The organism is Halocella sp. SP3-1, assembly GCF_003953885.1.
Taxonomy (GTDB): Bacteria; Bacillota; Halanaerobiia; order Halanaerobiales; family DTU029; genus Iocasia; species Iocasia fonsfrigidae.
Genome location: NZ_CP032760.1, coordinates 1,219,486 through 1,244,239, shown reverse-complemented (window position 1 = coordinate 1,244,239; position 24,754 = coordinate 1,219,486). Strand labels below are relative to the sequence as shown.

Here is a 24,754-nt window from a genome sequence, read left to right as displayed (position 1 = left end):
CCAGAAAGGAGGAATTTGATTATGTGGGAATACAAGAAATTTTTAGAATACCCAGCCAATGTAAGAAGGAAAGACCCGGATCTGGCCAGCCTGATAGTAACTCAATTTGGTGGCCCTGATGGTGAATTAGCAGCTTCACTAAGATATTTATCACAGATGTATACCATGCCTATTCCGGAAGGAAAGGCAACCCTGAACAGTATCGGTACTGAAGAATTAGCTCATTTTGAAATTGTAGGAACTATTGTCTATAAACTGGTTGAAGGGGTTCCAGCTGATGTCTTGGAAGAAACCAGATTTGCACCCCATTATGCCCAATGGGGCAGAGCAAACTTCCCAGCAGATGCCTTTGGTAATCCCTTTACATCTGCATATTTCGCTTCCCATGAAGACCCTATTGCATCAATTACAGAAGACCTGGCTGCCGAACAAAAGGCACGGGCAGTCTATGAATATCTTCTTGATTTAACAGATGATCCAGCAATAATTGATACTTTATCATTCTTACGACAAAGAGAGGTTGTACATTTCCAACGCTTTGGGGAAGTACTTGACCTGCTCTATGATTATGAAGAAAATGAGGGTAATTGTTAATAAATTATAAACAGGGTCATAAATCCTGTTTATAATATTTTTAAGCCAATTCTATTTTCACAAATAAGAACTGTTAGACATATAGTATATAAATCCTACTTAAAGGAGGGGAAATAAACTTATGGGTGACTATGCTAACGTATGTGGTGATAATTGTGCATTTATTGTCTTTTTAATTCTTATCCTATTGCTACTTGGAGGAACCAGCAGCTGTAATGTATAATAGAGGTTAAATCTCCAGCAAAAAACTGGTCAAAAAATACATCTTAGCTATTAGGGCTATAAAACCGCAGTCGGAACTGCGGTTTTTCTATTATAAATATAACCACAGCTGTCTAGCTGTGGTTACTTATATATTATTATTATTAATTGCAAGTTAAAATGCACGGTTTCTTAAAATATTTTCATCTTCAATATTTGTTAATATATGTTAAGCAACATTAAATGTCTTTTCCTTAAATATTTCTCTAGACGTTTTGAACTCAAAGATTTTTCTCGGGTAGGTATTTATAAATTCTTGTATTCTTTTAACTTTATTTCTGGTTAATCCTTTGAAGCTAATTCCTTTGGGTAGAAACCTACGGATCATCTTATTTATGTTCTCATTTGTTCCTCTTTGCCAGCTGCAGTATGCATCACAATAATACTGTTTTGTCCTAGGAATACTACTCCCGGTGAAAGACTCTTCAATACCCTCATAATCTTTAAATTCAGACCCATTGTCTGTTGTAATTGTTTTAAATATCTTTCTAAATTTAACTACTCCATGGCGTCGCTCAATTCTATCTAGGCCTTTTATCACTGATTCCTGGGTTTTATTTGGAATTAATTCTATTATCTCTTTACGACTTGTTCTTTCACTCAATACAAGTAAATATGGTTCATTCTTGCCCTTTCTCCCTTCAACTAAATCCATCTCCCAATGTCCAACCTCTTGCCGCTTATCTGCTTCATTTGGTCGGTCTCTTATTGTCCTGTTTTGTTTATGATTTTTTGTTCTTTGACTCTCTTTCGGCTTCCTTTTTTTCTTTCTATATTCACCATAGATTAAGTTATTTCTTTCAATCTGTAATATCCCTTGATCTATATAATTATAAATTGTTTTCCAATGAATTGATATATCAAATTTATCACTTTCATCAATCATTAATGCTATTACTTCTGGTGAATATTTCTCTTTAATTTTTTCTTCTATAAAACTTGCTAAATCAAAGTTTTTTCCTATTTTAAGTTTAGGCCCTTTTGCTGATGCATTAGTATCATATACACCCTGAGCTATCTCAGGAATATATTCTCCCTTATCTCTCCACATGTAGTCCTTTAGGATTGTAATTCCTTTTTTAATATCTCTACTAATAGTGGTTCTATGGCAGTTCATCTCTCGGGCTATCTCAGTATAATTTTTTCCTTGCTTATTATATAAATGAGCTATGATTTTTCTATCTTCTAGAGTTAAGTGTTTTCCTTTTTTTCTTTGTATGTTATAATGAGTTTGACGCATATTCTGTATCCTCCTAATGTTTTGTGTGGTGCTTAACATTATATCGAAGATACAGATATGTGTCTATTTTTTTATTACCCCGTGCATTTAATTATACAATGTTTCTTATATATTATTATCTTAATTAAATTGTTGGGAAGCTGTGAAAGCACCCTTTAAACCATTGGCTGTTGATGAAAAAAGGTTTAAAATATTATTTACTTCTTTAACATGGCCGTCTAAAACCTCAAAATAGCTGTTAAATGTATTCGAATTTCCCATGATCAGTAAAATCAGAACTAAAAACAAGAGAAATTCGAAACTATCTCCCTCTATTCCTGCTAAATTATCTAAACCTCCACCTTCTCTACTAATATCCTGTGCATTATCCTCTGTCAAAAAATACACCCCCTTATAATAACCTTTTTTAATATAGTACGTAATATTAGTTAGTTTGTTACAATAATTCACACTTTTTCTTGCTATACATATACTGTATTAAATCAAAAAAAGGGGGGGAATAAATGGGTAACTACAGTGATCTCTGTGATAATAACTGTGCATTTATTATCTTTTTAATCTTAATTTTACTGTTATTAGGTGGCAATTTCTAAACATAACTAGTATAGTAAGAGGCTCAAAGACCGCAGTAACTGCGGTCTTTTGAATCTGTAAAATAAATTTAATTATTTAACTTTTTGGATAGTTTTTTATCTGAGGCCTTAATAATATCCTTTAAGTTTCCCTTACCAGTAGTGCCTGCTTCAGCTGCCGGAGAATCCATTAAAACCTGATCACTAAAACGTCCTGCCTGCTGGGCTAAATCAGCTTTAAAATTAGTGGTAGTATATTCATCCTCTACAGAAGAAAAATCTACCCGACCTGATCTAAGATTTCGCTCTTTCCTAACATCAATTGTATGTCCGCTTTCCTCTTCTAATTCATCATCACCAGGTATATAGCTATTATCGTTTTTAAAAAACATAGGTTCCCCCTTTGTTATATTCAATTAATTTAAAAGCCGGGGAAATCCCCGGCTTTTAGAATATATGACATTATAGATATAATTGCTATTTAAACAAATAAGTGATTATTGACCTGCCAGACTATTTTCATAGGCTTCAATCATTTTTCTAACCATATGACCACCAAGAGCACCAGTATCACGGGTTGTCATTTCACCATAGTACCCACTCTGAGGTATCTGAATACCAAGCTCATTTGCTACCTCATACTTGAATTTTTCCATTGCCTGTGAAGCCAATGGATTTACCAGGGTATTATTTTTTTGTCCTACACCTGCCACAATCTCACCCCCTTTTTCTTATTGTACTACTAGTATTTGGTTCCTCAGATTTTAATATGCTAGCATATAATGGATTTCCCTCCAATGCTTTTTGCACTCTGGATACACAATGGTCACAGCTCATACCTTCAATATGAATAATCATAGTTTTTTCTGCCATGATAAGCCCCTATTTATTTTGATACCTTTATTTTAACCATAAAATAAATCTCTATTAATAACATTAATCATCAATTCATACTATCAAGATAATTTATAAATTGCTGTGCTGTCCTACCAGAAAACCCGTTATATCTCTTTTCCCACTGTAAAGCCTTTTCCTTCATCTCATCATCTTCCATAGAAATATTCTGTTTTACAGCCAGGTTCTTAACTATATCCAGGAATTGTTTTTTATCTGGTGCTTGATAGCTTATAGTCATCCCAAAGCGTTCTGCCAGTGATAGTTTTTCCTGTACAGCATCTGAAATATGTATTTCACCGTCCTCCTGCCTGTCAGCCCATTTCTCCTTGACAATATGCCTCCTGTTTGATGTGGCATAGAAAAGCACATTAGCTGGTTTTACTTCAATCCCACCTTCCATTACCGCCTTTAAGTATTTATAGTCTGTTTCAAAATCTTCAAAAGATAAATCGTCCATAAAAATAATAAAATATAATCCCCGATTTTTTAATAACTCCAGTATCTGGGGGAGATATTTCCCCTGTTCCCGGGTAATTTCTATTAGACGCAGTCCACGATAGGCATACTCGTTCAGCAGGGCTTTAATCGAAGATGATTTTCCTGTACCACTATCGCCAAATAATAGTACATTATTAGCCTTCCTGCCGCTCAAAAAAGCCTCAGTATTTTTTATCAATCTCTTCTTTTGTCTTTCATAACCTACAAGCTCATCAAATTTAATGGAATCAGGTGTCAATATACCAGCAAGGGTTTCCCTACTTTCATCCCAGCGAAAGGCCTTATAAAAACCTAGCTCACCTGTGCCAATAGAAGAGTAATAATCAATTAATCTTACAATAATTTGCTGTGAACTTTCTTTGATAAAAATATCTCTTAATTTCTCAACCTTCTTAGTCAGATCTATAACTGCTTTATTTTCTGTAGAAGATAAATAATTATTCATAAAATCAGTTTCACCGATACCAGATACTGCCCCGATATCAAAAATAGTGTATCGATATAATCCCTTAATTAGTTCAATATCATGCTGGACAGCCTTATAAAGGCTATTACCCACCTGGCCAGCTAATTCAGCCTGTAAACTAAAGGGATTCTTGTCCAGAACTATTAATTTACTAAGATAGTTCTGCCATAAGTCACCATTATATCCCTCTTCTTCTGCCAGTTTAATTAATCTATAACATATTTGATAATAAGTCCGTTCTGATTCACTATTATTATACTGCTTGATTATTAAGTCCCTCAACTCTTCAAAAAGACTATCCTGTAATATTCCACGATAGACCAGTAATTTTTCCAGATTAAGAAAATCCTCTTTAATAAACTCTGCCATATACTCATCTCCAGATTATATTATTTTCTAATTAAATTCTACCACAGAGTTTACCAGGATTTCAATAACACATACCAAATCAAACAACTCTCAATATATTCAATTGTATATTTTCCCATTTTACGGAAACAATATGAATATATCAAAAGAAGGTGATTAACAGTGAGAATTCCAGAACATATAGGCATCATCCCTGATGGTAACAGACGCTGGGCTCAAAAAAAGGGCCTGTCTAAAGAAAAAGGCTATAATCAGGGGCTTAATCCAGGCCTTGAACTATTTCATCTCTGCAAAGAAATAGGTGTCAAAGAATTAAGCTATTATGGATTTACTATGGATAATACAAAACGTCCCAGAAAACAAACTGAGGCCTTTAGTAATGCATGTGTTAAAGCAGTTCAACTGCTGGCTAAAGAAGATGCCTTATTAAGGGTTATTGGTAATACCTCATCAGCAAAATTTCCCCAGGAACTATTAAAATATACCAAAAGACAGCAGTTCGGTCAGGGTGGTATAAAACTTAATTTCCTGGTTAATTACGGCTGGCAGTGGGATTTAGTTAACCTTTATAAACGCAAAAAAATTAGCCAAAAAAATATAAATAATTATTTAAAATCAAATGATGTTTCAAGGGTAGACCTGATAATCCGCTGGGGTGGAAGGAGGAGGTTAAGCGGTTTCCTTCCTGTTCAATCTGTTTATGCTGATTTTTACGTAATAGATGACTACTGGCCAGACTTCAAACCAGAACATCTTTATCAGGCACTTGCCTGGTACGACTGTCAGGATATTACATTAGGCGGTTAAATCATTATTATAGAAAACCCCCATTTTTTAACATGGGGGATATAGTATTTTATTTTGTGGCTATTAACCATCATCACCTATTGCAGAAACCGGACATGAGCTAAGCGCATCATCACAGGCACTCTCCTCTTCTTCATTTTCCGGCTGCTTATAGACATAGGCATGTGATTCATCATCAGACATTTTAAAATGATCTGGAGCCTCAGTTGGACAAATTCCACAGGCAATACACTGTTCATCAACATAATATGGTCCCTCAATATTTTCTGGAAATGCATCATGAATATCTGCCATAAAAATCCCCCTTTTTTAAATTATTAGCTAATCAATAGTCTTACACTTATCTAGATAATTATACAAGCCTATTATTTACTATTAATACCAAGGATGATTAGAACATTAATATCTCCTATACCATCCACTTTAAATCCATACTGAGTCTCCAGTTCTTTTACTGCCAATTCTGTTAAACTACCGTAAACACCATCAAGATAGTTATTGTAAAATCCCTTCTGCCTTAATTTTTCCTGTAATAAAACTATTTCCTCTCCTATTTCTCCTACTTTTAATAAATTCTTTAAAATTTTTGGCGGTTTAGGGCCAATTATTTCAACCCTTGTTCCCACTCTTACCCATTGAAAAAGCTCCTCTATATGTCGATTATGTAATCTAATACACCCCTTACTGGAAGCAGTCCCTATCTGCCAAGGTTTATTTGTGCCATGAATTCCATAAACACCCCAGGATACACTAAGTCCCATCCATCTTGTGCCAAGTACTCCACCAGTACCAGCTCTTTCATATTTGTTCTTAATAAACCATTCCCCTACTGGTGATTTTTCGGCTGCCTTCCCCACAGTAACAGGATACACTTTATAAACCTTACCATCTTCATATAGGATCAGTTGTCTTTTGTTTAAATAAACCCTGATAAACAACTCTCCATCAGGTTTATCCTTTTTATAAGTCGTTTTAATTGAATCATCATAATACCCTAACAGATCCCATGTCTTATGATCAACAACACCATTAACTTTTAAGTCACCCTTGCTTTGTAACTTTATTACAGCCAGATAGGTTGCTAAATCATATCTACCATTAATAATACCATCATAAAAACCTATTATTTTTAGTCTTTCCTGTAAAACTTCGATATCATGACCCGTAAGATATGGATAAGTTAAGTATATTGTCCTATCATCTGTACAATTACAAAATGATTTCGCTATACAAAGATCAAAGAAAAAAACTAGCAATAATAAAAAAATAAACAGTGTCATTATAATTAATTTGCTAGACATTTAACAATTCCTTCCAATACCCTATTTAAGAGGCTGCCAGAAAGTATTAGTATATATCCCTTCACTCAATCTAATACTTTAACTTCGTTCAAGGATATATACTCCCCTACATACACTTAAATATAAATTATTTAACTATATTATACCCCTCTTTAGCTAATACTATTTATTCAAATTAAATTTATTCTATCTTTAAAAATGGAATGTATATTTTTATAAAAAAGTAGATAAAATAAGTTCAAAACATAAATGGAGGTGTCTTATTATGAGGGGATTATCAGATGGTGAGGTACTAACCCTGGCTAACCTATTAAAAATGGAAAAAGACGGGCTGGCTGTAGCCAGGACTACACAGACCCTGATTACAGATGATAATTTAAAAAAACAGGCAGAATCAGCTGTTATGGCTGCTGAAGGCAGGATTAAGGGAATTCAACAATTTATTAACGAAAACAATATTACTAATACAAAGGGAGCTGAATAAAAATGTCCATTCTAGGAAATCAGGTAAAAGAAAGAACAGACCTTTCAGATGAGGTAATTGCCAGTAACATGCTTGCTGCTGCCACTGCCAGTGCCAATGCTTATCTTAATGCAACTCTTACTGCCCCTACACCTGAGTTCAGGACAATGTGTGAAGATAGTTTAGAACAAATACTTATCGGTCATGCTCAGTTAGCTAAACTAATTGCAGATCAAGGTTGGGAAGACCCCTATAATATGCCAGAACAACAACTCCTGGATGCACTGGATAAATCAAAATTAGTTGTCAGCAAATAACCTTATATTTATAACAGTAAAAGGCCCTCTCTAGGGCCTTTTTATACTTAAATTTCAATTGTGAATTTGAATGGTGGAGGTGGTGGGATTCGAACCCACGTACTGTATGGCTCACACACCAGCTTCTACGGGTGTAGTCTGTTCTTTTTTTAACAGTATAATCCCCAACAGACAGGGTCTTATACTGCTGGCCTGTTAATTTCCCTGATCATCGTACAGGCTTAAGATGAAAGGTAGTCTGTTGATTATGACACTTAAACAGCTTCACAGACAAAAGCTGATTAAGCGTTAGCACTGCTTACGCAGCTGCTAAAGCGTAGTTATTATCGTTTGCAGATAAATTTAAAGTACCAGTGTTTTACGAGTGAAAGGAGTCCTCGACCCGCTTCTGGAGCATTCCCCATACAGGCGAAACCGGAACACCCCCATGTTTAAAGCAGAGAGTAACTAAAATCAAGTGTAGATATATTATAACGCAGATAAACAGACATGTCAAACAGTATAAGCAGGGGCCTTTACCAGTCACGCTGACGTTCTTTAAAAGCCTTTTCCATCTCCCGCTCGGCAGTCTTTTTAGCAATATCACGCCTTTTATCGCGGACATTTTTACCCTTGGCCAGGGCTAACTCAATTTTAGCCAGATTATTCTTCAGGTAGATACTCAAAGGAACAAGGGTATAACCCTTCTGGGTGGTCATTCCTATTAATTTCCTGATTTCATTTTTCCTTAATAGTAGTTTCCTGATTCTTTCCGGTTCGTGATTCTGCCTATTACCATGTGAATAAGGACTAATATGCACATTATGGAGGAAAACCTCCCCCTCCTGAACCAGGGCAAAACTATCTTTCAGGTTTATTTTTCCCTCCCGAATTGACTTTATCTCTGTCCCTTTTAATATGATACCAGCCTCATATGTCTCTTCAATAAAAAAATCATGTCTGGCCTTCCTATTTCTGGCTACAACCTTCATCTCATCTTTATGCATTTGTATCCCCCCCTTTTAGACGAAATTATTTTAGTCTTCAGCCAAGACAAAATCCAGTTCCCTTTCATCAGGGTTAACCTTGTCGACCTTGACAGTTACCCTATCACCAAAACGATACACCTTTCGTGTTGACTCACCAATCAGACAGTGCTGTTTATCATTATAATGGTAATAATCATCTTTCAGGTTCTCTACATGTACCAGCCCCTCAACTGTATTATCCAGTTCAACAAAAAGCCCAAAATTAGTAACCCCATTAATAATACCCTCATATTCCCGGCCTATTTTATCTTTCATAAACTCTATCTTTTTCAGTTCCACAGAATCCCTCTCAGCCTCCATAGCCCTTCTCTCCTGTAGTGAGCTGTGCTCAGCTACAGTATTTAATCTTTCTTCCAGGGATTTAATCCTCTTTTTAGATAACTGCCCCTTAGAAATAAACTCTTTAATAATACGATGTATCATTAGATCAGGGTAACGCCTAATAGGTGATGTAAAATGGGAATAATACTCTATTGATAGCCCAAAATGACCAATATTATACGGACTATAAACAGCCTGTTTCATGGAGCGCAGCAACATGGTATTTATTACCCTCTCCTCCGGCTTATCCCTTACACTTTCCAGAAGGTCCTGTAATGCCCGGGGGTGTATCTCATTATCGACCCCCTTAAGGTGATATCCAAAGTTATGAATAAATTCATTGAATTCAAGTAGGCGGTCATTATCCGGCCTATCATGTACGCGATAAATAAAAGGAATCTCCCTCCAGGACATTTCTTCAGCCACAACCCTGTTAGCCGCTATCATAAATTCCTCAATTAACTGTTCCGCAGTACCATGACTCCTTTTTTCAATGGCAGTAGGTTTTCCCTGTTCATCAAGAATCACTCTGGCCTCAGGGAAATCAAAATTAACACTTCCACTGCTAAAACGTTCCCTTTTTATTTTACTGCGTAATTCATTCATCATCCTTAATTGTCCGATAATATTATCATATTTAACTATTAATTCTTGATCATCATTTAAGAGTATATCGTTAACCTCTCTGTAGGTCAACCTATAATTAGTCTTGATAATAGAGGGTAAAATCTCTGAATTTATTATCTTAAGGGGTTCTAATTGATAGGTAATAAAAACAGACATAGTCAATCTATCTTCCCCTGGATTTAAACTACAGATACCATTAGAGAGTTTTGGTGGCAGCATGGGGATAACCCTATCTACCAAATAGATACTGGTACCGCGATTTAAGGCCTCTTTATCAAGGTCACTACCCTCTCTGACATAGTGTGATACATCGGCAATATGAACCCCTAGACGAAACCTACCTCTACCTAAATCCTCCAGTGAAACTGCATCATCAAGGTCTTTAGCATCTGCGCCATCAATAGTAAACATCGACAAACCCCTTAAATCATGTCTGTTTTCTAGCTCTGCTGTATCTATCACTTCAGAAATATCAGCCAACTCCTGAATGACTCCTTCAGGAAATCCCTGTGGCAGGTCTAATTGACGGATTATTGCCTCAATATCAACCCCAGCTTCTTCTTTAAAACCAAGAATTTCAACTATTTTACCCTCAGGGTTCCTTTTTTTATCAGGCCATCTTGTTACTTCAGCAACAACTTTTTGTGCCTGTTTTGCTCCATTTATCTCTTCCCTGGGAATAAAAAGATCATAAAATATCCTTTTATTATCAGGTACCACAAAACCAAAGTATTTACTGCGCTCAAAATTACCTACAATTCTGGTATTGGCGTGTTCAATAATATGAACAACTTCACCCTCCTGTCTTTTACCCTTCACATGAGGCAGGACCCGGACAAATACTTTATCATTATGCATGGCCCCATTCATATTAGAACTGCCAATAAATACATCTTCTTTAGCCGGGTCATCAGGAATTAAAAAAGCAAAACCCTTCTGATTACCCTGCAAACGCCCTGCAATAAGATCCATCTTCTCAGGTAAACCAAAGCATCCTTTATTATTCTGATAAATTAAGCCCTCTTTCTCCAGACTCCTGAGAACCCTTTTCATAACCCTCTGTTCATCTTTAGAAATATTAAAATGTGAAAACAACTCAGCTCTAGTCATCGGCCTATAGGCCTTATTTTTCATAAAATCTAGCAGTCTTTCTCTAGCACTCATAAAAATTAATCTCCAATCTTTTTCTTTTTACAATATTATATCCATTTTTAAATTAGCTATCCATCTATAGCCCTAACTCCCCAGAAATCCCCTGCATTGCCTTAAGAGCCAGACTAATAAATTCAGCTAAGTCCAGTCCCATTTCAGAACAGGAAACTATTACCTCTCTATCTGCACCCCGGGCAAATGATCTCTCTCCATAACGCTTAACAACAAAATCAGTATCAATAGCTGCCAGTTTTTTATCAGGGTGTATTAAAGCACTAGCAACTATCAAACCTGTTAAGGGATCGCTAGCATAAAGGGCCTTATCCATCATACTCTTCCTAGCTAGACCATGTACCCCATTATGTACCTTGACAGCATATACTATATCCTCGGGCACTCCCATATCCTTTAAGCACTCAGCGCCTATTAGACTATGTTTTTCCGGTTCATCAGCAGTCTCTTCATAATCAATATCATGTAATAAACCAGCCAGCCCCCATTTTTCTTTATCTTCTCCAAAATATTCTGCCAGTGTCTCCATCACTGCTTCCACAGCCAGACAATGTTTAATCAAATTCCTTTGTTTAATATTCTCGTTAAGTAGTTTATAGCCCTCTTCCCGTTTCATCTACTCTCTACCCCCTTAATTATTTCAAGCGTCTTACTCAACAAGCATAAACTTGGCCTCTGCCAGGGCTACCATCTGACCACTCTTATCTTTTATTTCACCTTCAGTTAAAACTAATTTAGCCCGTCTTTTTTTAACAGCTCCAGTTATATGTACCTCTTTACCTACCTTCATAGCCTGTCTAAATCTAACCCTTAGTTCACCAGTAACTGCTTCTACACCCAGGCTATTGACAGCAGTAACCATAGCCTCATCAAGAAGGGTTGATACAATACCACCATGGATAATCCCCTCATATCCCTGATGTTCAGGTAATGGTATAAAATCGGCTTCTACTTTATTCTGGTCAGTTTTACTAAATTCTAGTCCCAGCGAAATAGGGTTCTCCTTTCCACAGGCAAAACACATATTATACATCTCTTTCTCTCCTTTAACCCATAATATTTGAGCTTAACCCAGGTAACAAATAACCCCCTAAGCAGAGACTTAGAGGGTTTAGTTTAGCTTACCTAAACAATATACAATAGTAGAGCACTATATGATAGCCAGGGCTAATGATGTTATCATAAATATAATAGCTGCAACTGTAGTAAATAAACTCAATTTTTCATCTAAACCCTTTTTCTTACCAAAGATAGTAGTTGCTCCACCATCAATTACACCAGATAATCCAGCACTCTTACCAGACTGCAGTAATATACCTGCAATAACCCCTAAGGCTATAATTAAATGTATTACCTTAAGTACTAACACTACTGCTTCACCTCCACTATTGATCTAATAGCTGTTCTTATTTATTTTAACACAATCAATTTAAAAAGACAATCTTATCTGGCAGATAATTTATGAAATACAGGCCAATTCATCATAATCTTCTAACCAGTATGCCTCAGAATTGCGTTTACAGGAAAAAAATCTACTACTATTTTTATTCCTGAAAGCCCGGTGATATTTTAAAAATATCTTCTTACTATTCATTCCCACGACCTCTATCTTCCCACTGGCATGGGAAAGGACAAAATGAGAGCTCTTAGCCAGACCTGAGACCATAGATTTAGCCTGTTCATATATCTCATAGCCCTTTTCTATAGGTACTGCATACTCCTTATTGCCTACTGACGGCCTACACTGAAAAACATAATATGGGGGTACCCCGATAAATGACAATCTCCTGAACAACTCAGCCATTACCTCAGGGTCATCATTTAAGTTCCTGATTAATGGTGTCTGATTAGTAAGAATAGCACCAGCCTTAAACAGCATTTTCAAACCCTTTATAGCCTCTTTGCTTAATTCTTTGGGATGATTTATATCTGTTATAATATAGATACGCTTCTGGGGTGTACTATAGTTTTTAATTAGCTCTATTAATGAACTATCCTCCAGAATCCTGTAAGGATTAAAGACCGGCATTTTAGTCCCAAAACGAATAATCTTAACATGTCCAATTTCCCTTAATTTTCCGACAATTAGCTTCAGTCTTTTGGTAGGCAGCATAAACGAATCCCCACCTGTTAAGAGTACATTGGTAACCTCCTTATGGCCGCGGATATAATCTACAGCAGCCTCAATATCCCTTAAGTATTCCTGGTTTGGCTGTTTAAATATCCTCTTTCTAAAACAATAACGGCAGATACCTCCACAGACATTACTGATTAAAAGCAGAACAGTTGAATCATATTTGTGTTCCAGACCGGGCATTACTGTATATTTGCTCTCCTCAGAAGGATCAAGTTCACCCCAGTCATTCAATTCTCCAGTACTGGGAATAATAATTCTTTTGATCGGGTCTAAAGGGTCATTCCAATCTATTAATGACAGATAATAATCATTAGCTCTAAAAGGGTATCTCTCACTTACCTTCTTGAGTTTCTCCTTCTCTTTAGCAGAAATATCTTCTAGCTGATCAAGATTAGTAAAATACTTAACTTGCATATCTCCATCTCCCTTTAATAATTATACAGATAAAAAAAGATATGTAAAAACACATCCTTTCCGATTAATGTATTTAATTTCCATTATTTATTATATCACAGTTTGTACTAGTAAAGCAAATTCCCAATAGGAAATGGAGTTTATAAGTTCATATAGTATGAATATATTAAGCTAGCTTATTTATATAAACAAATGTATTCTTACTATCTAAATATATACTTTTGTTAATCCTCTCTAATTTTATCATCAAACTTGTAACCAACTCCCCAGACTGTTTTCAAATAAGCAGCAAGCTCTTTCCCTAATTTATTTCTTAAAGATTTTATGTGGGTATCAACAGTTCGTATATCCCCAAAATAATCATAACCCCAAACCATTTTTAATAATTTTTCTCTACTAAAAACTGTTTTAGGTGAAGAAACCATTGTCCATAATAAATCAAATTCTTTGGGAGTCAATGATATTTCTTTATCAGCAACCTCCACTAACCTATAGTTTTTATTAATATATAAATCTGTGAAAGTTAATACATTTGCCTGTTTTTCTTTATTCCCAATTCTCCTTAAGACAGTTTTAGTTCTAACTACTATTTCTTTAGGACTAAATGGTTTAGTAACATAATCATCAGCCCCTAGTTCCAGACCAGTTATTCTATCTATATCTTTATTTTTAGCACTCAAGATAATTATAGGGACACGATTATGTGGCCTTAATCTTTTACAGATCTCCAATCCACTCAGCTCCGGCAGCATTAAATCAAGTATAATTATATCTGGATCTTTAGATTTTATTTTTTGCAAGCCTTCATTACCATCATAAGCTAAGACAACTTGAAAATTTTCGAATTCAAAGTAATCTTTAAGTATCTGACATATGTGTTGATCATCATCTATTATTAAAACCTTGTTTTTTTCCATAAAACAAATCCCTCCCGTTTTTAATTTTATCAAACTTTTGTGATAAAATTTTGATAAAATATTGAAATTATAACCCTATATGTTCTTTAAACTATATTTTCATATTCTTTTCTATTTTATAGGAAGGAAAAATCCTATTGTTGAACCCCTCTTTAATTCACTCTGCACAAATACCCGCCCCTGATGTTCTTCAATAATCTGTTTAACGATTGCTAATCCTAAACCACTACTATTAGTACCGGGGGTTCTGGCCTTATCTATTTTATAAAATCTTTCCCAAATATTATTTAATTCTGAATCTGGAATACCAATCCCCTGGTCTTTGACCCATATTTTTATTTTATCATCACACAATTTTGTTCCCAGTTCAATCATTCCATTCCCTGGTGAAAATTTAACACTATTGCTAATTAAATTAATTAATACCTGTTTAATTTTTTCCTGGTTAGCATAGATTCCTATCTTTTCATCAGGTATTATTAATTTCATTTCCTGTCCCTCTTTTTTAATATTATTAAAAAACATTCGCATATTTTCAAAGAGGTTTTTGACATTTATTATTTCTTTATGTAATTTCAAACCACCAGCATCTATTTCAGCCAGTATAAGTGTTTCGTTAATTAAATCTGTCAGTCGATTACTTTCAAGCAAAATCATTTTTAAATAGTTATTCTGCTTTATCTTATTATTAGCAACCCCATCTAATAATAACTCAACCGCACCTTGAATTGAAGTAAGGGGAGCCTTTAGTTCGTGTGATATATTAGCTACAAACTCCCTTTGTAATTTCTCAAAACGATAACGTTCACTAATATCCTGAAATAGAGCTACACCACCCCAAAATTCTCTGTTATCAGTATAGATCGGAGTACAATGAATAAGTATACACTGTTTACTATTACCCCTTTTTATTAATACCTCCTGCCAATTCTCTTCAAATTTTTTTAAAGCAGTTTCAAAAACAGTAAGTACTTTTTTATTCCTAATGACCTTAGCAAACTCTTTTCCCATCAAATTTCTATTTAAGTCTAACAATTTACAAGCAGATTCATTAATTAAGATTATTTCACCAAATTTATTAACTGCAATTATACCCTCTTCCATGCCAGTTAAAACATGTTTCAATTTATTTCTTTCTTCAATTAAATTATCAATAGTTCTCTTTAATTTAGTAGACATACTATTAATACTATCAAGTAGAGTATCGATTTCACTACTAACCCCCTCTTTAGCCAGAGTCATAGTCTTGCCAAATTCACCTTTACTTATCTCAAAGGCTATATTACCAATATTTTGTAAGGGGGTAGCTAGGGATTTAGACCAAACATAGGAAATAATTAATATTAAAAATATGGATAAAATAGATATTAAGACCATTAATTTTTCAACCTGATATATTGTAGAATTAATCGCTTTAATTGGTGTGAAAATCAATAAAGCTGCTTCAACCTCTTCATTATAATTTACTGGGAGACCAACTAATAACATCGGGTCTTCAAAATCTGAAGCATCAACCAGACGGGATATTATTTTACCAGTAAAAATCGTCTCATACCTGGAAAATCTTTTTTCTTCAGAAAATAAATAGGGATAGCTAAAGATTAAATATCCCTGATTATTAATTAACCATACCTGACCAGAATTTAATTTAGCAAGAATATTAAGCCAGTTAACAATCTCCTGTCTATCATTTTTAACAAAAGATTGGGCTAAATACTCCATCACAGCAGAACTATTTTTTATTATTTCATCTTCCTTTTGAGAAAAATAAAAGCCCTTAAAATAATAAATAACTGAAAAACCGAAAATAAGGATAACTATCATTGTAATAGTAAAAAACCTAATTAAAAGCTTAACAAAAAAAGTGTCTTTCCTTTGCAATAAATCCACCTGCATCCACCTCTTAGAACTGACAGCTGCCCCTCTATTAATTATTAGGGATTAATAAGTTCTGCCCACTGTAAATTAATCTTTTGTTTTTTATACTATTTACTTCAGCTATTTCATCAATACTAACCTTAAACTTGCTAGCAATCTTCCATAAAGAATCTCCTTTTTTAACTTCATAAACAAAATAATTCTTATATGTACTGACCGGAATAATTCGTCCAGTTACCTTACTTTTGATAATCTCTTTTTCTCTAATATATTTAATAAAAATCTGATCCAGCCTCTCTCCTTCTTGAATAGTCTTAGCCTTTTTAAATGTTTCAAAACCATCACCACCAGCTGCCAGGAAATCATTGGTAGCAACTAAATAATACTTTTCTTCTTCTAGTGGCAAGTCATTTATCCAAACCTTTAAAACCCTATTTAAACTAGTATTATCTTGAGTGAAAATTATCTTTATCCCACTTACCTGGGGAAAAATACCTTCAGCATCTGGATATTTTGATAAACTATATTCAATTATTTTTAATAAATCCGCACCTTTTATTTTTTTTACCACAACTCTATCTTTGGAAGGCAAAACATTAAGGACATCACCTTTGGTTATTAAACCCCTATCTATTGAGGCATTAATTCCCTTGCTATTAATAAATGCTAAATCAGCCTCTATATTAGCTAGTATCGCATCAGCAATTAAGTTCCCTAAATTAGTTTCAGAGGTCCTGACATCAGTCTTTTCCCCATTCAAAAAATAAATAGTACTACTTACTACCTTAGAGTAATCTTCCTTATTCTTTTCTTCAATCTCCTTTTTTAAATTAATAATTTCCTGATCATCTTCAATGTTTATTGAATCAATATCTCCGCCTTTTTCTGAACTTTTCTCTGTTGCTAAAACAGTTAATGAAAAAAGCAAAGTAAAAAATACTACAATAACAATTGACTGTTTCAAGAACAAAACCTCCCAATATAGAAATTAATCTTAACTATTATATTATCTAATATAATTTTGAAAGTCAATTCTATTATTACAGCTAATTTATTAATAATTTTTTCACGTCCTAATCACAATTTCATCAAAAATGGATGATATCTTAGTATATGTAAGGAGGTGAGACATTTAAAATAAGAAATAATTTAGGGCAGGTTTATGTTTTTAGTAAAATAGTTGCAAAATTAATTAAAAATTTGAAAGGATGAAAGATAATGATTAAAGGAAAAAAAATATTAATTGTTTTAATGGCACTAGTATTAATGGCGGTGGGGGCAAATTGTATTCAAGCAGCAGAGATAAATAATGAAGAAAGTACTAATTTACAAGAAAATGAATATAAAGTAGGAATGGTTACATTAGAATCAATTCTAAGCTTACACCCTGAGCTTGAGGAGCTCTACATAGAATACCAGGAAGAACTTGTAGAATTAACTGCGGAAAACGACAGTGAAATAGAAGACGTTGAAGAATTAAAGCAAAAATATATTATTCAATTAATAGATAAAATCCAGGATGATTTAGAACAGTTTACCAGCAATCTAGGTTTAGATTCATTAGTAATAGATAATACAATTGTCAGTGGCAATCTAGATTTAAATCTAGATGAATTACCAAATATTCAAGATGTAACCGGGTACTTAGAAGAATATTTAACAGAATCAAATTAAAGTATTTTAACCCTTAATAAAACCTATTATATTTTACCCCCATTTACTGACTATATATCTAAGGTAGCAAAGTCATTTTCAAATTAAAAAGGAGGTAATATTTTGTTAGCAAAAAACAACAAACAAAAACTAATCTTATTTGTACTATTAATAACAACTATGATCATAGCCGGTTGTAGTGCCAATCAAACAGAGCAAATTAATGATAATTCTTCAACCTCCCTGGAAAATCAAAGTTCAGCTGAAATCTCTGAAGAAAATAACAAGTCGTCTCTCTCTATTGAAGAACAGGATATACAATCAGAACTTGAAACAAAACCCAGTATAAATAAAGAGATAGACACTCCTCAAACAATTGACAACTAAGACTTGTCTCATCAACAAGAACAAATATCCCTTAGGTGTTAGTAACACCTAAGGGATATTATCTTTCTTCATCAATTAATACAATGTTTTATTTCAAGTTGTAGAAAGCATCCTTACCTGCATACTGAGCGGCTTCACCAAGGGCCTCTTCAATGCGTAACAATTGATTATATTTAGCAACCCTTTCTGACCTTGCAGGGGCACCGGTCTTAATCTGTCCGGCATTCATAGCCACAACCAGGTCAGATATTGTAACATCCTCTGTTTCACCAGAACGGTGTGAAACAACTGCTGTATAACCAGCCTGTTTGGCCATTTCAATAGCCTCTATTGTTTCAGTTAAAGAACCAATCTGATTTACTTTGATAAGGATAGAGTTAGAACTACCTTCCTCAATACCCCTGGCCAGTCTTTCAGTATTAGTTACAAAGAAATCATCACCAACCAGCTGTACCTTATCACCAAGTTTATCGGTCATTGTCTTCCAGCCGTCCCAGTCATCTTCTGCCAGACCATCTTCTATTGAAATAATTGGATATTTATCCACAATTTCTTCATAGAAATTAACCATGTCATCAGCAGTCATTTCACGGCCTTCACCCTCAAGGATATATTTACCGTCTTTGTAAAGCTCAGTAGAAGCAACATCAAGAGCCAGCATAATATCATCACCTGGTTCATAGCCTGCCTTTTTAACTGCATCTATAATAACCTGAATTGCCTCTTCATTAGAAGCCAGGTTAGGTGCAAATCCACCTTCATCACCAACACCTGTACTTAAATCTCTCTCCTGAAGTACCTTTTTAAGATTATGATAAACCTCAGCACACATCCTCAGAGCCTCAGCAAAACTGGTAGCCCCAACAGGCATAATCATAAATTCCTGAATATCTACATTATTATCAGCATGTTCTCCACCATTTAAAATATTCATCATGGGAACTGGTAAGGTTTTGGCATTTACCCCACCCAGGTATTTAAACAGATAACTATCTAAAGCAGCGGCTGCTGCTTTAGCAACTGCCAGTGATACACCAAGTATCGCATTAGCCCCTAATTTGCCTTTGTTTTTTGTACCATCAAGCTCAATCATCATCTTATCAATAGCCACCTGGTCTGTAGCATCATAACCAATAAGTTCCTCAGCAATAACTTCATTCACATTTTCAACAGCCTGTAGGACACCCTTGCCCATATAGCGGTCTCCACCATCTCTCAGCTCTACTGCCTCATAGGCACCAGTTGAAGCTCCAGATGGAACAGCTGCTCTGCCCATAGAACCATCACCAAGAATAACTTCAACCTCTACAGTTGGGTTACCCCTTGAGTCCATTATCTCTCTTGCAAAAACATCAATAATTGTAGTATCAACCATCTTCTATCCCTCCATATTATAGTTTTCAATATATAAAATTCATTATAATTTACTCTCTGTTCAATAAAACCTCACCAGTCATCTCTGCTGGAAGGTCAATCCCCAGGATAGTCAACATTGTTGGTGCAATATCAGCCAGTTTACCTGGCTTTAAGCTAACCCCACCAGGGGCATTTATGTATACCAATGGAACAGGACTAGTGGTATGTGCAGTAAATGGTTCTCCATCATCATCAACCATCTTTTCACTATTACCATGATCAGCTGTTAATAATATCTGTCCACCCTTATCAGTGATAGCTGGAACCAGTTTGCCCAGACATTCATCAACCACCTCTACTGCCTTAACAGCAGCCTCAAAAATACCGGTATGACCAACCATATCACAATTAGCGAAATTAAGGATAATCACCTCATACTTATCTTCTGCAATCTTGGCCAAAAGTCTCTCAGTAACCTCATAGGCACTCATCTCCGGCTGGAGGTCATAGGTAGCCACCTTTGGTGAAGGGATCAATTCTCTGTCTTCACCAGGATATTTCTTCTCAATACCACCATTAAAAAAGAAGGTAACATGGGCATACTTTTCTGTCTCTGCTATCCTTAACTGTTTAATACCATTCTTGCTTAATATCTCCCCAAACCCGTTTTTTATACTAATTGGCGGAAAAGCAATCGGGAGATCAAACTCCTCATCATATTCGGTCATACAGATAAAATTAATATCAGCAGGGTGTTCAGCCGGCCTGCTAAAGCCTTCAAAATCTTTCAGGGCCAGAGCCCGGGTAATCTGTCTAGCTCGATCAGCCCTGAAGTTGAAAAATATGACAGCATCACCTTCCTGAATAGTAGCAGTAATCTGATCATCATCTTCAATAACTACTGGTATAACAAATTCATCATTAACACCATCTTTATATGATTCTTCCATAGCAGTAACAGCCTTTTCTGCGTGATTACCTTCCCCCAGGACCATGGCATCATAGGCCTTTTTAATTCTTTCCCAACGGTTATCCCTATCCATAGCATAGTAACGCCCACTAACTGTAGCAATTCTGCCTACACCTATTTCCTTTATCTTCTCTTCCAGTTCCTCAAGATAGGTCTTACCACTTTTAGGAGGTGTATCCCTACCATCCATAAAAGCATGAATAAACACCTTATCCAGGCCCTTCTCTTTAGCCATCTCTAACAGTCCATAAAGGTGTCTATTATGACTGTGAACACCACCATCGGAGAGCAGACCCATCAGGTGTAAGGCTTTATTATCAGCCTTAACCTGCCCCAGGACAGTATCTAATACCTCATTAGTCAAAATAGAACCATCATCTATTGCTTTATTAATGCGGGTATAGTCCTGATAGACAATTCTGCCTGCACCCAGATTGAGGTGACCTACTTCTGAATTACCCATCTGACCTTCAGGTAGACCAACTGCTTCACCTGAAGCCCTCATAGTTGTCATCGGATTTTCCTGCATTATTTTATCAAGATTCGGTGTCCTGGCACCCTTAACTGCATTTCCTTCTTCATTATCTCTTAAGCCAAATCCATCTAAGATGAACAGAGCCAGTGGTTTTGGACGAGCCATTTTGCTCACCCCTTTCTTATAGTCTTCTTATAGTGCTCCTTTAACAATACTGGTAAAGGATTCAGCATCAAGACTGGCTCCACCAACAAGTGCGCCATCTATCTCTTTCTGTGCCATTAATTCTTCAACATTATGGGGTTTAACACTACCGCCATATTGGATCCTAACCTTATCAGCAGTATCTCCAAACCCTTCACGAACAAGGTCTCTAATATATTTAATAACACTATTAGCCTCTTCGGAAGTAGCGGTCTTGCCGGTCCCAATAGCCCAGATTGGTTCATAGGCTATTACCAATTCCGCTACCTGTTCATTACTTAAACCAGCCAGGTCAGCCTTAATCTGACCACTTACTTTATCCTCAGTCTTCCCTGCCTCTCTCTCTTCCAGGGTTTCACCAACACAAATAATCGGTTTTAAACCATATTTAAAGGCAGCCTTAGCCTTACGGTTAACATCTTCATCAGTTTCCCCAAAATACTCCCTGCGTTCAGAGTGGCCAATTATTACATAACTAACCCCTAGCTCAGTTAACATCGGGCCTGATATCTCACCTGTAAAAGCACCACTCTCTTCCCAGTACATATTTTGGGCACCAAGTGCAATATTACTATCTTTAATAACCCCCTGAACACTTACCAAATCTACAGCAGGTGTGCAGACAGCTATCTCAACATCAGAGATGCCAGCTACCTTATCTTTGAGTTCAACAACCAACTCTACTGCTTCACTTGCTGTTTTATTCATTTTCCAGTTTCCAGCAATAAAAGGTTTGCGCATTATATTCCTCCTCATTATTCTACATCATCAAGGGCTTCAACACCAGGTAAGGGCTTACCTTCAAAGAACATCAGGGAAGCCCCACCACCTGTTGAGATATGGGTCATCTTATCTTCCAGGCCTGCCTTTTTGATGGCTGCAGCGGAGTCTCCTCCCCCAATAATTGTTTTAGCGTTAGAATCTGCCAGTGCTTGAGCAATAGCATTGGTACCTTTAGCAAACTTATCAAACTCAAAAACACCCAGAGGACCATTCCAGATAACCGTCCTGGAATTCTTAATAATCTCAGTATATTTAGCAATAGTCTCTGGTCCACCACTATCCAGTGACTGCCAGTCTGCAGGAATCTCATCCACAGCTACAACCTTACTATCAGCATTTTTGTCAAATTTATCAGCCACTATAACATCTATAGGTAAAACAATCTCAACACTTTTCTCTTCTGCTTCTTTAAGTAGGTCTTTAGCTAAATCAAGTTTATCCTCTTCAACCAGGGATTTACCTGTTTCATAACCACTGGCCCTAAGGAAAGTATTAGCAATACCCCCACCAACCAGTAAATAATCAACTTTTTTCATTAGATTTCGTATAACACCAATCTTGTCAGATACCTTGGCACCACCCATAATGGCCACAAAAGGACTCTCCGGATTTTGCATAACATCACCCAGAGCATTTAACTCCCTCTGCATTAGAAAACCCGCTACTGATGGAATATATTCTGTTACACCAACTGTTGAGGCATGTGCCCTGTGTGCTGCACCAAAGGCATCACTTACAAATATATCAGCAACACTGGCCAGTTCTTTAGCAAATTCAGGGTCATTGGCTTTCTCTTCAACATGAAAGCGGGTGTTCTCCAGCAGAAGAACATCACCATCCTGCAGAGTATCCACTGCTTTTTTAACCTCATCACCTACACAATCATCCACTTTACTAACTTCCTGGCCTAAAATATCAGCAAGTCTTTTAGCAACAGGATCCAGCCGGAGAGAATCAACAGCCTTACCCTTCGGACGCCCAAGATGGGACATCAAGATAACACGGGCACCCTCCTCGATCAAATACTTAATAGTAGGTAAAGCAGCCTCTATCCTTGTATCATCAGTTATCTTACCATCTTCAAGTGGTACATTAAAATCCACCCTGACAAGTGTCTTCTTACCTTTGAAATTAACATCTTTAAGAGTCTTTTTCATTATTAACACCTCCATATGAAATTAATTATTCATTATGTAAATCCCAGAATAAATTGGCCTAACGACCACCCAGACTTAATCAACAATCACTAGTATTTTCTTAGAACCACTTTTTACTCAAAGTTAACCACTTATCATAAATCAGACCAATATATTTACTGGACGACTCTAGAAATTGTCTGAAGGCATGGACGCCGAAAGACAATTTCTCGACAGTAAACGAAGGCAGGACGACGTAGTGCAACATTAATTTTCTTGTACGCTCTGCTTAGATGCGGAGTGCCTGCGGTATACGACAAGGGAAGTAAATATATTTGTCGGCCTCCAAAGTTATCCACAATCTGAAAATAACAATTTTCACAACAGACATGAAGAGCACCGGCAACAATTAGTTACCGGTGACCCCCTAATTCATATTACAGCCCTTTACTGGCAATATAGATAGCTGTCTCTACAATTTTCTGAGAATAGCCCCACTCATTGTCATACCAGGATAATACCTTAATCATATTACCATCCATTACACTGGTATAGTTAGCATCAAAGATTGAGGTGTGAGCATTACCTTTGATATCCATGGAAACAATAGGGTCTTCATTATATTGTAGCACTCCACTCATAGGCCCTTCAGCAGCGGCTTTCATAGCTGCATTAACTTCCTCTTCGGTAGCATCTTTCTCAACATTAACAGTTAAATCAACTAAAGAACCTGTTGGGGTAGGAACCCTGACAGCCATACCATGGAACTTTCCTTCTAACTCAGGCAGTACCAGGGCAACAGCCTTAGCTGCTCCAGTAGTTGTTGGGACCATATTGATAGCAGCTGCTCTAGCCCGGGTAATCTTTTTCATAGGACCAGGTGCATCCAGAATACGCTGTGCCCCTGTATAGGAGTGAATAGTAGTCATTAACCCCTTTTCTATACCAAACTTGTCATTTAATACCTTAGCAACCGGGGCTAAACAATTTGTGGTGCAGGAAGCCATAGATATTACATCATGTTCTGCAGGATTATATTCGCCCTCATTTACACCCATTACTATTGTAATATCTTCATTAGTAGCAGGGGCAGAAATTAATACCTTTTTCGCACCAGCATCTAAATGTTTCTTAGCATCATCAGCATTAGTAAAAAACCCTGTTGATTCAATCACTATATCAACATCAAGGTCACCCCACGAGAGATTTGCAGGGTCTTTCTCAGCATATACTTTAATCTCTTTACCATCTACAATTACACTATCATCTGTAAAATCAACATTAGCCTCAAAAACACCAAAGTTAGAGTCATATTTTAATAAATATGCCAGTACCTCCGGGTCTGTCAAATCATTAAAAGCCACAAATTCTACATCAGGGTTTTGATAATATCCCCTGAATGCCCTACGTCCAATAGCACCAAAACCATTAATTGCAATTTTTACAGTCATAAATTATCTTCCTCCTGTTTAAATTAAATTTTGTAATACCCTGTGGGCATATTCCGCCCTGAAATTGA

At 36.0% G+C, this 24,754-nt stretch carries 28 protein-coding genes and 1 other RNA gene; 6 read left to right on the top strand and 23 right to left on the bottom strand.

What is annotated here, in order from left to right:
- Positions 1 to 21: 21 nt before the first annotated feature.
- Entirely contained in the window at positions 22 to 594 is a 573-nt protein-coding gene (locus D7D81_RS05935; protein WP_125988226.1) for a manganese catalase family protein, read from the top strand.
- Between the two features lie 430 nt (positions 595 to 1,024).
- Here D7D81_RS05935 and D7D81_RS05930 read toward each other — a convergent pair whose 3' ends face one another.
- The 6 genes from D7D81_RS05930 to D7D81_RS05905 form a co-directional block, all read right to left on the bottom strand.
- Positions 1,025 to 2,095, bottom strand: a complete 1,071-nt coding sequence (locus tag D7D81_RS05930) for an IS30 family transposase (RefSeq protein ID WP_125988224.1) — start codon at positions 2,093 to 2,095, stop codon at positions 1,025 to 1,027.
- A 120-nt stretch (positions 2,096 to 2,215) separates the two neighbouring features.
- Positions 2,216 to 2,473 (bottom strand): hypothetical protein, encoded by a 258-nt coding sequence (locus D7D81_RS05925; protein ID WP_125988222.1) that lies wholly within the window; start codon positions 2,471 to 2,473, stop codon positions 2,216 to 2,218.
- Positions 2,474 to 2,756: 283 nt separating this feature from the next.
- Positions 2,757 to 3,059 (bottom strand): hypothetical protein, encoded by a 303-nt coding sequence (locus tag D7D81_RS05920; RefSeq protein ID WP_125988220.1) that lies wholly within the window; start codon positions 3,057 to 3,059, stop codon positions 2,757 to 2,759.
- Between the two features lie 105 nt (positions 3,060 to 3,164).
- Complete coding sequence (locus D7D81_RS05915; protein ID WP_125988218.1) at positions 3,165 to 3,383, bottom strand: alpha/beta-type small acid-soluble spore protein; 219 nt, start codon at positions 3,381 to 3,383, stop codon at positions 3,165 to 3,167.
- Position 3,384: 1 nt separating this feature from the next.
- Complete coding sequence (locus D7D81_RS05910) at positions 3,385 to 3,540, bottom strand: heavy-metal-associated domain-containing protein (protein WP_125988216.1); 156 nt, start codon at positions 3,538 to 3,540, stop codon at positions 3,385 to 3,387.
- Between the two features lie 70 nt (positions 3,541 to 3,610).
- Positions 3,611 to 4,897: an ATP-binding protein gene (locus D7D81_RS05905; protein ID WP_125988214.1), complete on the bottom strand. Its 1,287-nt coding sequence runs from the start codon at positions 4,895 to 4,897 to the stop codon at positions 3,611 to 3,613.
- Positions 4,898 to 5,059: 162 nt separating this feature from the next.
- Here D7D81_RS05905 and uppS point away from each other — a divergent pair, with 162 nt between their 5' ends.
- Entirely contained in the window at positions 5,060 to 5,704 is a 645-nt protein-coding gene (gene uppS, locus D7D81_RS05900; protein ID WP_125988211.1) for a polyprenyl diphosphate synthase, read from the top strand.
- Between the two features lie 63 nt (positions 5,705 to 5,767).
- Here the strand turns inward: uppS and D7D81_RS05895 are convergent, their stop codons facing one another.
- Together D7D81_RS05895 and D7D81_RS05890 are read right to left on the bottom strand one after the other, a co-directional pair.
- The gene (locus D7D81_RS05895; protein WP_125988209.1) at positions 5,768 to 5,998 is read right to left on the bottom strand and encodes a ferredoxin; all 231 of its coding nucleotides are present in this window, start codon (positions 5,996 to 5,998) and stop codon (positions 5,768 to 5,770) included.
- A 71-nt stretch (positions 5,999 to 6,069) separates the two neighbouring features.
- Complete coding sequence (locus D7D81_RS05890; protein ID WP_125988207.1) at positions 6,070 to 7,005, bottom strand: L,D-transpeptidase family protein; 936 nt, start codon at positions 7,003 to 7,005, stop codon at positions 6,070 to 6,072.
- Positions 7,006 to 7,270: 265 nt separating this feature from the next.
- On the opposite strand from D7D81_RS05890, the gene D7D81_RS05885 reads away from it, so the two are divergent.
- Positions 7,271 to 7,489: a hypothetical protein gene (locus tag D7D81_RS05885; RefSeq protein ID WP_125988205.1), complete on the top strand. Its 219-nt coding sequence runs from the start codon at positions 7,271 to 7,273 to the stop codon at positions 7,487 to 7,489.
- Between the two features lie 2 nt (positions 7,490 to 7,491).
- Positions 7,492 to 7,785 carry a spore coat protein gene (locus D7D81_RS05880; protein ID WP_125988203.1) on the top strand — a complete coding sequence of 98 codons (294 nt, stop codon included), beginning with the start codon at positions 7,492 to 7,494 and terminating at the stop codon, positions 7,783 to 7,785.
- A 71-nt stretch (positions 7,786 to 7,856) separates the two neighbouring features.
- Here D7D81_RS05880 and ssrA read toward each other — a convergent pair.
- The 10 genes from ssrA to D7D81_RS05830 form a co-directional block, all read right to left on the bottom strand.
- Positions 7,857 to 8,212: a transfer-messenger RNA gene (gene ssrA, locus D7D81_RS05875) on the bottom strand.
- A gap of 88 nt (positions 8,213 to 8,300) precedes the next feature.
- Positions 8,301 to 8,771, bottom strand: a complete 471-nt coding sequence (gene smpB, locus D7D81_RS05870) for an SsrA-binding protein SmpB (RefSeq protein ID WP_125988201.1) — start codon at positions 8,769 to 8,771, stop codon at positions 8,301 to 8,303.
- Between the two features lie 30 nt (positions 8,772 to 8,801).
- On the bottom strand, positions 8,802 to 10,925 hold the full coding sequence (rnr, locus tag D7D81_RS05865) for a ribonuclease R (protein WP_125988199.1): 2,124 nt from the start codon (positions 10,923 to 10,925) through the stop codon (positions 8,802 to 8,804).
- Between the two features lie 64 nt (positions 10,926 to 10,989).
- On the bottom strand, positions 10,990 to 11,541 hold the full coding sequence (locus D7D81_RS05860) for an HDIG domain-containing metalloprotein (RefSeq protein ID WP_125988197.1): 552 nt from the start codon (positions 11,539 to 11,541) through the stop codon (positions 10,990 to 10,992).
- 33 nt (positions 11,542 to 11,574) lie between these two features.
- Complete coding sequence (locus D7D81_RS05855) at positions 11,575 to 11,958, bottom strand: PaaI family thioesterase (protein ID WP_125988195.1); 384 nt, start codon at positions 11,956 to 11,958, stop codon at positions 11,575 to 11,577.
- 117 nt (positions 11,959 to 12,075) lie between these two features.
- On the bottom strand, positions 12,076 to 12,294 hold the full coding sequence (gene secG, locus D7D81_RS05850; RefSeq protein WP_125988193.1) for a preprotein translocase subunit SecG: 219 nt from the start codon (positions 12,292 to 12,294) through the stop codon (positions 12,076 to 12,078).
- Positions 12,295 to 12,384: 90 nt separating this feature from the next.
- On the bottom strand, positions 12,385 to 13,476 hold the full coding sequence (locus tag D7D81_RS05845) for a KamA family radical SAM protein (protein WP_125988191.1): 1,092 nt from the start codon (positions 13,474 to 13,476) through the stop codon (positions 12,385 to 12,387).
- Between the two features lie 224 nt (positions 13,477 to 13,700).
- Positions 13,701 to 14,393 carry a response regulator transcription factor gene (locus tag D7D81_RS05840; RefSeq protein ID WP_125988189.1) on the bottom strand — a complete coding sequence of 231 codons (693 nt, stop codon included), beginning with the start codon at positions 14,391 to 14,393 and terminating at the stop codon, positions 13,701 to 13,703.
- A 111-nt stretch (positions 14,394 to 14,504) separates the two neighbouring features.
- On the bottom strand, positions 14,505 to 16,283 hold the full coding sequence (locus D7D81_RS05835; RefSeq protein WP_502700008.1) for a HAMP domain-containing sensor histidine kinase: 1,779 nt from the start codon (positions 16,281 to 16,283) through the stop codon (positions 14,505 to 14,507).
- 37 nt (positions 16,284 to 16,320) lie between these two features.
- Positions 16,321 to 17,235, bottom strand: coding sequence for a 5'-nucleotidase C-terminal domain-containing protein (locus D7D81_RS05830; RefSeq protein ID WP_164522128.1), 915 nt, complete (start codon positions 17,233 to 17,235; stop codon positions 16,321 to 16,323).
- Between the two features lie 287 nt (positions 17,236 to 17,522).
- Here D7D81_RS05830 and D7D81_RS05825 point away from each other — a divergent pair, with 287 nt between their 5' ends.
- Together D7D81_RS05825 and D7D81_RS05820 are read left to right on the top strand one after the other, a co-directional pair.
- On the top strand, positions 17,523 to 17,945 hold the full coding sequence (locus D7D81_RS05825; protein ID WP_164522127.1) for a hypothetical protein: 423 nt from the start codon (positions 17,523 to 17,525) through the stop codon (positions 17,943 to 17,945).
- Between the two features lie 102 nt (positions 17,946 to 18,047).
- A complete protein-coding gene (locus D7D81_RS05820; RefSeq protein WP_125988181.1) occupies positions 18,048 to 18,311 on the top strand; it encodes a hypothetical protein in 264 nt (87 codons plus the stop codon).
- Between the two features lie 88 nt (positions 18,312 to 18,399).
- On the opposite strand, the gene eno is transcribed toward D7D81_RS05820, so the two are convergent.
- The 5 genes from eno to gap all read right to left on the bottom strand — a co-directional run bounded on the left by eno (position 18,400) and on the right by gap (position 24,686).
- Positions 18,400 to 19,686 (bottom strand): phosphopyruvate hydratase, encoded by a 1,287-nt coding sequence (gene eno, locus D7D81_RS05815; RefSeq protein ID WP_125988179.1) that lies wholly within the window; start codon positions 19,684 to 19,686, stop codon positions 18,400 to 18,402.
- Positions 19,687 to 19,735: 49 nt separating this feature from the next.
- Positions 19,736 to 21,277, bottom strand: coding sequence for a 2,3-bisphosphoglycerate-independent phosphoglycerate mutase (gpmI, locus tag D7D81_RS05810; protein WP_125988177.1), 1,542 nt, complete (start codon positions 21,275 to 21,277; stop codon positions 19,736 to 19,738).
- A gap of 27 nt (positions 21,278 to 21,304) precedes the next feature.
- Complete coding sequence (gene tpiA / locus D7D81_RS05805; protein WP_125988175.1) at positions 21,305 to 22,057, bottom strand: triose-phosphate isomerase; 753 nt, start codon at positions 22,055 to 22,057, stop codon at positions 21,305 to 21,307.
- A 14-nt stretch (positions 22,058 to 22,071) separates the two neighbouring features.
- On the bottom strand, positions 22,072 to 23,256 hold the full coding sequence (locus tag D7D81_RS05800) for a phosphoglycerate kinase (RefSeq protein ID WP_125988173.1): 1,185 nt from the start codon (positions 23,254 to 23,256) through the stop codon (positions 22,072 to 22,074).
- Between the two features lie 416 nt (positions 23,257 to 23,672).
- The gene (gene gap / locus D7D81_RS05795; protein ID WP_125988171.1) at positions 23,673 to 24,686 is read right to left on the bottom strand and encodes a type I glyceraldehyde-3-phosphate dehydrogenase; all 1,014 of its coding nucleotides are present in this window, start codon (positions 24,684 to 24,686) and stop codon (positions 23,673 to 23,675) included.
- Positions 24,687 to 24,754 lie beyond the last annotated feature (68 nt).